This is a genomic window from Actinoplanes sp. NPDC051859, assembly GCF_044452725.1.
GTDB lineage: Bacteria > Actinomycetota > Actinomycetes > Mycobacteriales > Micromonosporaceae > Actinoplanes.
The window spans coordinates 45,399-57,336 of sequence record NZ_JBITBX010000021.1 but is presented as its reverse complement, the minus strand read 5'-3'; the positions used below and the strand labels follow the sequence as shown (position 1 = coordinate 57,336).

Sequence of the window (11,938 nt, the reverse complement as noted above, 5' to 3'; positions counted from 1 at the left end):
ACAATCGCCTGATGCGAAACAGCGACACCCTTCGGCCGGCCCGTGGTCCCCGACGTGAAAATCACATACGCCACATCCAACGGCGACAACGGCCGAGAGATTAACGGGCTCGAACCCGGCACACCCGCCAACGGCTCCGACACCAACAAAACCGCAGCCGCATCCTCCAAAATGGCCTGCACGCGCTCCTGCGGATACGCGATGTCGATCGGCACAAAAGCCGCACCAATACGCACCACCGCCGCCAAGGTCTCCACCAGGTCCACCGACCGCGGCAACCGCACAGCCACCCGATCACCAATCTGGACACCCCGGTCCAGCAGTGCCCGCGCCACCCCATCCACCCGGGCATCAAACTCGGCATACGACAGGCTGCTGCCGTCAGCGCCCACGACCGCGACACCATCCGGCGTCGCCAACACCTGCGCACGAATCAACTCATCCAGCGTTGCCCGGCGCACATCCAGAGGTGCACCCGCCACCGCCGGAACGCCGTTGGTCGGCAGCGCGCCGATCGCGGTGTTGGTGTCGCCGTCGAGCACCGACGTCACGAAGGTCGCGAAGCTTTCCGCGTGGTCGGCCAGCCGGTCGAATCCGATCAGCGACTCGTGGCCGGCGAGCTCCAGCCGGGAGCCGTGCACCGGGTCTGAGTAGACGGTCAGTTCGAGACGCCCGACCGGGCCGGCGTTGACGGTCTCCTGCCGGCCGTGCACGTCTCCGAAGACGGCCGTGTAATCGAACGCCTTGATATTGATGACCGGCAGGCACAGGTAGTCGAACTCGCCGCCCGGCCAGCTGCGGGCCACCTGATCCTCGGTCAGGCTCCGGTCCCGGCCGGTGGTGCGGAGCTGCCGCGCCACGCTGTTCACGATCTCGTCCAGCGACGACGTTCCGGTCAATGCCGCCACCACGGGGAGGGAGTTCACCAGCATGCCGGGTGTGCGCAGCGCAGCCGCATCGTCGCGCATCATGAACGGCACGCGCACGATCAGCTCGCGGCGGCCCTCCGCGAGAGCGGCGTAGAGCCCCCACAGCGCGGTCAGGTAGCCCGTCCAGCTCACGCGCGACTGCCGGGCGCGTTCGGTCAGCCGCTGCCAGGCGTCAACCGCCAGCGGGACGGCAACGTGCTGGTGCGAGAGCGCGAACAGCTGGTCGACGGTGGCGTTGACCGCGTAACCGAGCGGTTCGGCTTCCGCGAAGAGAGTCGTCCAGCTGTCCGGGAGGCTCTCCGCCGCACCGTTGGACGCCGTCTCCACCACGGTCGACCAGCTGCCGAACCAGCGAGCCGCGGGCTCGGTGCCGTGCAGCCGGGCGGTGTAGATCTCGGCGACCCGGCGGGTGAACAGCGACAGACCGTACGCGTCCAGCACGAGGTGGTGGGTGGTGAACGCCCAGGCCCAGGTGTCGTTGTCCCGTCGGAACAGGACCGACTCGGAGCGCGACGGCTGGGTGACGTCGATGATCGCGTGATAGGTGGCCCGCACCCGGTGCCGGATGGCCTCGTCGCCGACCGGCTCGTCGACGACCAGGGTGGGCAGGGCCATGGACTCGTCGACCACCTGGAACGCCGTGCCGTCAACCTCGGTGAAGCGGGTTCGCAGCGTATCGGCCTCGGCAAAGGCGCGGTCGACAGCTTCTGCGAAGACAGCGGCGTCGATCGCCCCGTCCAGCCACAGCAGCTGGCCGACCCGGAACGCCGTCGCCTCGGGCACCAGCCGCTGCGCCGCCCACACGCCGTGCTGAGCCCGGGACAGCGGGACAAGTCGGCCAGTCATGAAACCCTCCAAGATCAAAAACCAGAGATCAACACAAAGCGATGGGTACGGAACTCAGCTCGGCGGCTCCACGACCGCACCGGTCAGGGCGTTCCGCACAGCCGCGGCAACCTGGGTGTCGAGGCCGAGAATCGTGACCGTGGCGGCGCCCGGGCCGAGGCGATAGCGGATGACCGCGCGGTAGAGCGTCTCGACACCTTCCGGCCGATCGTCCACCGGCCCGTACACCCGGGTAAGGAGGACATACGGTGCCGGAGCGCGTCGCAGCGCGCGTCGCCCGGCCTGGTTGTGATGCCGCAGCAGGGGAAACTCCGGGCTTGCCGTGCGTTCCGCACCGTCGGCAGGCACAGGCGTGGTCGCCGTGAACGGACCCGGCGGCAACGGCGCGGTCCCTGCGTCGAGAGTGATTTCCTCGTCGACGAGTCCACCAGTGACGCCCGCCGTCCACAGTGCTCGGCGCAGCGCCTGCCGCACGGCGTCGTCGGTGTGCACGCCGACCCAGTCGAAAGTGTCGCTCCGACCCGGCGCGAAGAGGCCGTCATCGACCGGGGCCAGCTGCTTGAGCAGGATCTGCCACCGGTCCAGCTCCGTTGCGGGCACAGCCGTTCCCGCCGCCTCGACGGCCTCCAGCGCCGGTCCGAGCCCAGAGAGACCGGTGTTGTCCGCCCCGCCTCGCAGATTGTCAGCAAGGCGGTGGGCCGAGGCACGGTCCGCAGCTGCGGCGTGCACGGCAAGGGCGACAATCGTGGTGGTCGGCGTCCGCGCGAAGGCCAGGGCCGCAGGTGCGCCGCCCATGACGTCTACCAGATCCTTGGCCGTCGCGCGCACAGACTCCTGGTCGGCGCCGGCGGATTCGGCAACCACCGCTCGGGTCCCCGGCTCGATGTGACTCAGCCACAGGCGCCGGTTGACGCACTGCACCGAGATCCGCAACGCGTCGGTGCCCGCAACGAGGGCGGCGTACGCATCGCTGAGCTCGGGGTGACCGCTGACCTCGAAGCTCTCTGTGTAGATCCAGGCGTTCGGATCGGCGCCCGACTCACGCAGCCGCTCGAGGATCGACGACACCGGCACCGGAATCGGTTCGGCCACGGGCTGTTCGGCGGTCGGAGCTTTCTCGGCACCCGAGGCGGGGAGGATTCGAGCAAGCGCGGCGACGGTGCGTTGCTCGAAAACGTCGCGGAGCGTCAACGGCAGGTCGAGGGCGAGCGCGGCGGACACCAGGCGGGCGGCAAGGATGCTGTCGCCGCCCAAGCGGAAGAAGTCGTCGTCGGCCGACAGATCTCCACCGAAACGCAACACCTCACGGAACACCCCCGCAAGCAGCCGCTCAGACTCCGACTCCGGCGCCCGACCACCCACCGAACCCACATCAGGCTCCGGCAACGCCCGCCGATCCAACTTCCCATTCGCCGTCCGCGGGAACTCCGCCAACACCGTGAACGAAACCGGCACCATATAGTCCGGCACCAACCCCGCAACGTACGCACGAAGCTCATCAACACTCACGTCACCCGTGACATAAGCCGCCAAGAACTTGCCACCCGCCGGATGATCCAAGGCGACCACCACCGCCCCCGACACCAGGGGACTCGACTCCAAGGCGTTACGGACCTCTTCCAGCTCGATTCGGAAGCCCCGGATCTTCACCTGATCATCAGCGCGACCAAGGAAATCCAACTGACCCCGGTCGTTCCAGCGAACCAGATCGCCGGTCCGGTACCAGCGCACACCACCGTCGCCGGCAACAAACCGGTCCGCTGTCAGCGCACCACGACCGGCATAACCCTCAGCCAGCTGCACACCACCGACATACAGCTCGCCGACCACACCCGATCCGACCGGCCGCAACCAGGCATCCAGCACCCGCACCTGGACACCCGGAACCGAACCACCGATCCCGGCCCCAGCATCGGCCACGGTCGCGTCGCCAGTCACCTCAGTCGACCCGTAGAAGTTGCGCAGCACCGCAGCCGGCGCGACCTCCCGCATCGCCGCCACCGTCGACGCAGTCAGCACTTCACCCGAGCACACCCACGACCGCAACGACCCCAACGACCGCACCGCGCCCGGCACCCGAGCCACCACATCAGCCAAACCCGGCACCGTCAGCAGATGCGTCACCCCATGACGACGCACAGCCGCCAGCACCGCAACCGGATCATTCGCCACCTCGTCCGGCACCACCACCACACCCGCGCCCGCCGCCAACGGCGCCAACAACTCCGTCACCGCGTCCACGAAACCCACGCTCGACTTCGCCAGAGCAAGCGCGCCCGGACCAAGATCCAGCACCCGAGCACCCCACACCAAGCGGTTCACCACCGCCCCATGCGAAAGCACCACACCCTTCGGCCGACCCGTCGTACCCGACGTGAAAATCACGAACGCCGCATCATCCACCGGCCCCGCAACCCGACCCGTCGACTCCACACCCGACGCGGCAACCACCGCCACCGCACCCGAGTCAGCAACAATCTGGCCCACCCGCTCAGCCGGATAGCCCGGATCCACCGGCACACACACCGCCCCGGCACGCAACACACCGAGCACCGCAACAACCCGCTCCACCGAACGCGGCAACACCACCGCAACCCGGCCGCCGGTCCTGACGCCCGCACCCGCCAACGCACCCGCAAATGCGTCCACCCGCTCGTTCAACTCCGCGAACGACAGCAGCACCCCGTCGGCCACCACCGCTGATCCGCTCGAACCCGCCGCAAAACCTCGCCGCACCAACCCGTCCACCGACAGGTCCACCGCAACGGCCGGCAGTTCCGCTACCGCAGGCGCAGCCACCAGATCGAGATCAGCGACCCGCGCCTGGGGGGCAGCCGCCAACGCATCCAGCACCCGCCCGAATACCGCCACGAACCGCTCGGCCGTCGGCGCATCGAACAAATCGACGGCGTAGCTGAGGAAACCGGTGATGCCCTGCGGCGAATCCGTCAGATACAGATCCAGATCAGTCTTGACCGCGCCGAGCGACGTGCGCTCCAACCGCACATCGACACCCGGGAACTTCGGCTCCAACACACCGGGATCAGCTACATGCCGATACGTCGCCAACACCTGGAAGACCGGATTGCGATGCACCACCCGGTCCACCCCGGCCACCGCCGCGATCTGCTCGAACGGCGTATCCTGATGCGCCAGGGCGTCCAGCACCACCGTCCGGGCCCGGCCCACCACATCGACCAGCCGGTCCCCCGCCGTAATCCGATGCCGGAACGGCACAGTGTTCACGAAATAGCCGACCAGATCTTCCAGGCCGTCCTCGGTGCGACCGCCGACCGGAGAGCCGATCACCACATCGTCGCCACCGCCCAACGCCGACACTGTCAACGCCGCAGCGGCCTGTACGACCATGAACATCGTCAAGCCCTGCGCCGCAACCCAACCCCGCAACGCCGACACCGTGTCCGCGGCAACACCGAACTCGATATCCCGCCCCACATGCGACGGGGTCCCGCCGGGCAACCGATCCGCGCTGATCCCCGATTCCGCCGCCACATCCGCAAGTGCACCGCGCCAGAATTCCAGCTGTGCTGCCGACTCTGACGCGCGCTGCCACACGGCGTAGTCCGCGTACTGCACCCGCAACGGCTCCCACGCCGGCGAGATGTTGTCAGTGCGGGCATGGTAGGCCGTCGACAGGTCGTCCAGGAGCACCGGAAGCGACCATTCGTCGATGGCGTGGTGGTGTATCGCCAGCACCAGCATCCACTCGGCGGCAGCGACCCGGAGCAGTGCGGCTCGGGCAGGAAGGTCGGTAGCCAGGTCGAATCGGGCCCGGACGAAATCGGCGAGGCGCGCTTCGGTGAAGTCGTCGACAACCAGGATGTCCGCGGTAGGTGCGACGATCTGCTGCAGCTGACCGTCCCGCTCCACCAACAGCGTCCGCAGCACCTCGTGCCGGGACAGCACGTCCTGAATCGCCGCTCGCAGCGCGGCCTCGTCCAGGCTTCCGGTCAGCCGCAGCGATACCGGCACGACATATCGGCCACCGGGTCCGCCAAGCTGGTCTACCAGCCACAATGCCTGCTGCCCGTACGATGCCGGCACGGTGGTAGGCCGCGGCAACTCGCCTACCCGCACCCGCGGGCCCTCCTCGACGCGGTGGGTGTCGATGAGGTGGGCCAGCCCCGCAATCGTCGGCGCGTTGAACACATCCCGCAGCGACAACCCCGACCCCACCCGAGCCACCACACGCGTCGCCAGCAGCGAATCCCCGCCTAGCCGGAAAAAATCGTCGTCAGCCGACAGATCCCCACCGAAACGCAACACCTCACGGAACACCCCCGCAAGCAGCCGCTCAGACTCCGACTCCGGCGCCCGACCACCCACCGAACCCACATCAGGCTCCGGCAACGCCCGCCGATCCAACTTCCCATTCGCCGTCCGCGGGAACTCCGCCAACACCGTGAACGAAGCCGGCACCATGTAATCCGGCACCAATGCCGCCACAAACGAGCGGAGGTCTGCCACATCCGCGTCACCGGTGACATACGCGGCCAGATACTGGCCGCCCGCCGGATGATCCCGCGCGACTACCACCGCCCCGGTCACCGAAGGGCACGATTCCAGGGCGCTGCGGATCTCCTCCAGCTCGATCCGGAAGCCCCGGATCTTCACCTGGTCATCCGCACGACCGACGAACACCAGACCGCCCTGAGCGTCCCAGCGCACCAGATCGCCGGTCCGGTACCAACGCTGACCACCGTCACCGGCAACAAAACGGTCCGCCGTCAGCGCACCACGACCGGCATAACCCTGCGCCAGCTGCACGCCACCGACGTACAACTCGCCGACCACGCCCGATCCGACCGGCCGCAACCAGGCATCGAGCACCCGTACCTCGGCTCCCGGCACCGGACTGCCGATACCTGGCATTTCCGCGTCCATCGCCGCCGTCGCGTCACCGGTGACTTCCGTCGACCCGTAGAAATTGCGCAGTGCCGCGCCCGGCGCGACCTGCTGCATCGCTTCCATCGTCGATGCGGTCAGCACTTCACCCGAGCACACCCATTGCCGCAGTGACCCGAGCTGCCGCATCGCGCCCGGCACCCGAGCGACTACATCAGCCAAGCCCGGCACCGTCAGCAGATGCGTCACCCCGAAGCGCTGCACCGCCGCCACCACCGCGAGCGGATCCCCCGCAACCTCATTACCGGCGATCACCACGGCAGCTCCTGCGGACAGTGGCGCCAGCAGCTCCGTCATCGCGTCCACGAAACCGACACTGCTCTTCACCAGTGCCCGGCTTTCCGAACCAAGGCCGAGCACCTCAGCGCCCCACACCAGCCGGTTCACCACCGATTGGTGGGAAAGCACCACACCCTTCGGCCGGCCCGTCGTACCCGACGTGAAGATCACGAACGCCGCATCATCCACCGGCCCCGCAACCCGACCCGTCGACTCCACACCCGATGGGCTGACCACCGCCACCGCACCTGAGTCATCGAGAATCCACTGCACCCGCTGAGCTGGATAGCCCGGATCCACCGGCACGCACACCGCCCCGGCACGCAGCACACCGAGCACCGCAACAACCCGCTCCACCGAACGCGGCAACACCACCGCAACCCGGCCCCCAGGCCGCACCCCCGCACCATGCAGCAGGGCAGCGAACTCCGCCACCCGCGCATCCAGCTCCGCATAAGACCACGAGACCCCGTCGGAGATTAGTGCCGTCGCCTCCGGAACCGCCGCGGACCGGGCCCGCAATAGACCATCCACCGAGGAATCCACCGAGACAGCAGGTGTCACCAGAGGCGCGGGCACCTCCACCAGATCAAGGTCCGCCACACGGGCGTGCGGGGACCTCGCCAAAGCGTCCAAGACCCGGACGAACACCGCCACGAACCGCTCAGCAGTCGCCGCGTCGAAGAGGTCCACGGCATAGCTGAGGAAACCAGTGACAGCCTCCGGAGTATCGGTCAGATAGAGATCCAGGTCGGTCTTCACCGCGCCCAGCGACGCCCGCTCCAACCGCACGTCGGCACCCGGGAACCGCGGCTCCAGGACTCCCCGGTCGGCCAGGTGCCGATACGTCACCAACACCTGGAAGAGCGGATTGCGATTCGCCGCTCGATCCGCCCCGGCCGCCGCCGCGATCTGCTCGAACGGCGCCGCCTGGTGTTCGAGCCCGTCCAGCACCACGGCACGGGCCCGACCCAGCACGTCCGTCAGCCGGTCCCCCGCACCGATCCGGTGCCGGAACGGCAAAGTGTTCACGAAGTAGCCGACGAGATCCTCGAGACCGGCCTCGGTGCGGCCGCCCACCGGAGAACCGATCACCACATCGTCGCCGCCGCCCAATGCCGACACCGTCAGGGCCGCAGCAGCCTGCATCACCATGAACATCGTCAGGCCCTGCGCTGCAGCCCAGTCCCGCAGCGCGGACACCGTGCCCGCAGCTACGCCGAACTCCAGGTCCACACCCACATGCGACGGCACCCCGCCAGGCAAGCGGTCCGCACTGATCCCTGACTCCGCGGGCGCACCCGCCAAAGCCCCGCGCCAATAGGCCAGGTGCCGGGCCAGCCCGGAGCTCGGATCGTCGACGGCGCCCAGCGCGTGTCGCTGCCACACCGCGAAATCCGCATACTGCACCGGCAAAGGCGCCCACGCCGGCTCGTCGCCCAACGCCCGGGCCCGGTACGCCCGCGACAGATCGCCCAGCAACGACGGGAAGGACCACTCGTCGATCGCGTGATGGTGCACGGCCAACACCAGGACCCACTCAGCGGCGGCAGCCCGCAACAACGCGGCCCTGACGGGAATCTCCGTACCCAGGTCGAACCGAGCCTGCACGATTTCGGCGACCCGAGCCTCGGTGGCATCCTCGACAGCCAGGGCGAGTCGGGAGAGTGCGTCCTGGATCGAGACGACAAGCTGACACAGCTGTCCGTCCCGTTCGACGATCAGGGTCCGCAACGCTTCGTGCCGGGCCACCACGTCCCGGACCGCCGCTCCCAGCGCGACCTCGTCCAGGCTGCCGGAGAACCGCAGCACCAGCGGCACCACATACCGCGCGCCGGGCCCACCGAACTGGTCGACCACCCACAGCGCCTGCTGACCGTAGGAGGCCGGTGCCACCGCGGGTCGCGCAATCGCACCCAGCCGTGCCAACTCCAGCCCACCCGAGCGGCGGGTGTCGATGAGGTGGGCCAGCCCCGCAATCGTCGGCGCGTTGAACACATCCCGCAGCGACAACCCCGACCCCACCCGAGCCACCACACGCGTCGCCAGCAGCGAATCCCCGCCTAGCCGGAAAAAATCGTCGTCAGCCGACAGATCCCCACCGAAACGCAACACCTCACGGAACACCCCCGCAAGCAGCCGCTCAGACTCCGACTCCGGCGCCCGACCACCCACCGAACCCACATCAGGCTCCGGCAACGCCCGCCGATCCAACTTCCCATTCGCCGTCCGCGGGAACTCCGCCAACACCGTGAACGAAACCGGCACCATATAGTCCGGCACCAACCCCGCAACGTACGCACGAAGCTCATCAACACTCACGTCACCCGTGACATAAGCCGCCAAGAACCTGCCACCCGCCGGATGATCCAAGGCGACCACCACCGCCCCCGACACCAGGGGACTCGACTCCAAGGCGTTACGGACCTCTTCCAGCTCGATCCGGAAGCCCCGGATCTTCACCTGATCATCCGCCCGACCGACGAACACCAATCCGCCGATTAGCGCATCCCACCGCACCAGATCGCCGGTCCGGTACCAGCGCACACCACCGTCACCGGCAACAAACCGGTCCGCTGTCAGCGCACCACGACCGGCATAACCCTGCGCCAGCTGCACACCACCGACATACAGCTCGCCCACCGCACCCGGCGCGACCGGCCGCAACCAGGCATCCAGTACCCGTACCCGGGCACCCGGCACAGGAACGCCGATCGCGGCAGAGGCACCCGCCGCCGTTGCGTCACCGGTGACCTCGGTGGACCCGTAGAAGTTGCGCAGCACCGCGCCCGGCGCAACCTGCCGCATCGCCTCTACCGTCGCCGGGGAAAGCACCTCACCCGAGCACACCCACTGCCGCAGCGAAGCCAACTGCCGCACCGCGCCCGGCACCCGAGCCACCACATCAGCCAAACCCGGCACCGTCAGCAGATGCGTCGCCCCGAAGCGATGCACGGCTGCCACCACCGCAACCGGATCTCCCGCGACCTCATCCGGCACCACCACGACGCCCGCCCCTGCCGCCAACGGCGCCAACAACTCCGTCACCGCGTCCACGAAACCCACGCTCGACTTCGCCAGAGCAAGCGCGCCCGGACCAAGATCCAGCACCCGAGCACCCCACACCAAGCGGTTCACCACCGCCCCATGCGAAAGCACCACACCCTTCGGCCGACCCGTCGTACCCGACGTGAAAATCACGAACGCCGCATCATCCACCGGCCCCGCAACCCGACCCGTCGACTCCACACCCGACGCGGCAACCACCGCCACCGCACCCGAGTCAGCAACAATCTGGCCCACCCGCTCACCCGGATAGCCCGGATCCACCGGCACACACACCGCCCCGGCACGCAACACACCGAGCACCGCAACAACCCGCTCCACCGAACGCGGCAACACCACCGCAACCCGGCCGCCAGCCCGCACCCCGGCACCGTGCAGCACGGCGGCAAACGCCGCCACGCGGGCATCCAGCTCCCTGAAGGAGCACAGGACCCCACCGTCAGCGACCAGTGCCGTCGTCTCCGAAACCGCCGCGAACCGGGCCCGCAACAACCCATCCACTGACAAGTCCGGGACATCGACGGTGTCCGCGGAGGCGAGAGCGGCGGAGGTGTCCGAGACCGGGAAGGTGGCTTCGGCGAGGTCGTGGAGGGTCAGGTCCGGCGCTGAGTCGAGCACCCGGTCGAGGAACCGGGCGAAGGCGACCGCATGTCCCTCCACCTCGGCGATGGTGCCAGCCGACTCGTGGCCGGCCAGCTCGAGGCGCAGCCCGTCGACCGGATCGCTGTAGACCGAAAGGTCCAGCTTTCCGATCTGCCCGGGATTGAGGGTCTCTACCGTGCCGAGCACCGGGCCGAACCGGGCGGTGAAGTCGAAGAGCTTGATGTTGATCGAGGGCAGCCTGAAGTAGGAAAGGTCACTTCCGGGCCAACACCGGGTGATCTGGTGGTCCTCCACCATGGCGTGCTTCTTGACCAGCCGCGTCTGCCTACCCACGGCTTCGATCAGACCGCCGAGCGTCTGCCGCGGGCCGATCGAGGCCACCACCGGCAGAACCCTCGACACCGCCCCAGGGGTACGCAAGAGGCTGGGAGCATCTCGCATCATGAACGGAACCCGCACCGCGATGTCGGCTCGCCGGTCGGCAAACGACGTGTAGAGCCCCCAGAGCGCGATGAGCACATCGGTCCAGTTCGCCCGGGTGCTTCGCGCGTACGCCCGGAGGCGGTCGAACCCGTCGACCGGCAGCCGCAGGCGGACGGGCCGGTAGGAGAACGAGAAAAGGTCGGCCAAGTCGCCGGAAGACCGTTCCTCGGCAAGGTCCACGTCCAGCAGCCGGCGCCAGTGCTCGACCGCTTCCGGTTCCGAAAGCGGCTGCTCGGACAGCGCCGGCAGGGCGTCAGCCAGCCGGCCGAACCAGGCGCTGGGGATGTTGTCGCCGTGCACCGCAGCGGTGTAGATCTCCGCCACCCGCCGGACGAACAGGGTGACGCTGTACCCGTCGAGCAGGATGTTGTCCGCAGAGAAGAACCAGGCCCAGGTTCCGTCGGTACGGCGCAGCAACACCGATGCCGTCGACAGCTCCGGCGCGCCGCCCGGGTCATCGCGGAACGAGGCGCGCAGCAGATCCCGGATGGCCGCATCGCTGTGCGGCTTGTCCACCACGGTGGTCTCGAGACTGCGCGCCCGGTCCACAGCCTGGAACGGCGTGCCTTCGTTGTCGTGGAAGCGGACGCGCAGCGCGTCGGTTTCGGCGAAGGCCTGGCCCACTGCCTCGGCAAACGCGGCGGTGTTCACCGCACCCGGCAGCCAGGTGACCTCCCCCGCCCGGAACGCGCCCGGCTCGGCGAACAACCTCTGTGCGGCCCAGATCCCACGTTGGCTGGCCGACAGCGCCAGTCGCTCGTCAGTGTCCACCGGCGCGTTCCGTTCTGGAGAAGGTTTGTCCTGGT

Annotated in this window: 2 protein-coding genes; both read right to left on the bottom strand. The window is 68.4% G+C overall.

Annotation, left to right across the window (positions count from 1 at the left end; genetic code table 11):
* A partial coding sequence (locus tag ACIA1L_RS31620) for an AMP-binding protein (protein ID WP_396076711.1) occupies positions 1-1,775 on the bottom strand: 1,775 nt, incomplete at its 3' end.
* Positions 1,776-1,829: 54 nt separating this feature from the next.
* Positions 1,830-11,903, bottom strand: a complete 10,074-nt coding sequence (locus ACIA1L_RS31615; RefSeq protein ID WP_396076710.1) for an amino acid adenylation domain-containing protein — start codon at positions 11,901-11,903, stop codon at positions 1,830-1,832.
* Positions 11,904-11,938 lie beyond the last annotated feature (35 nt).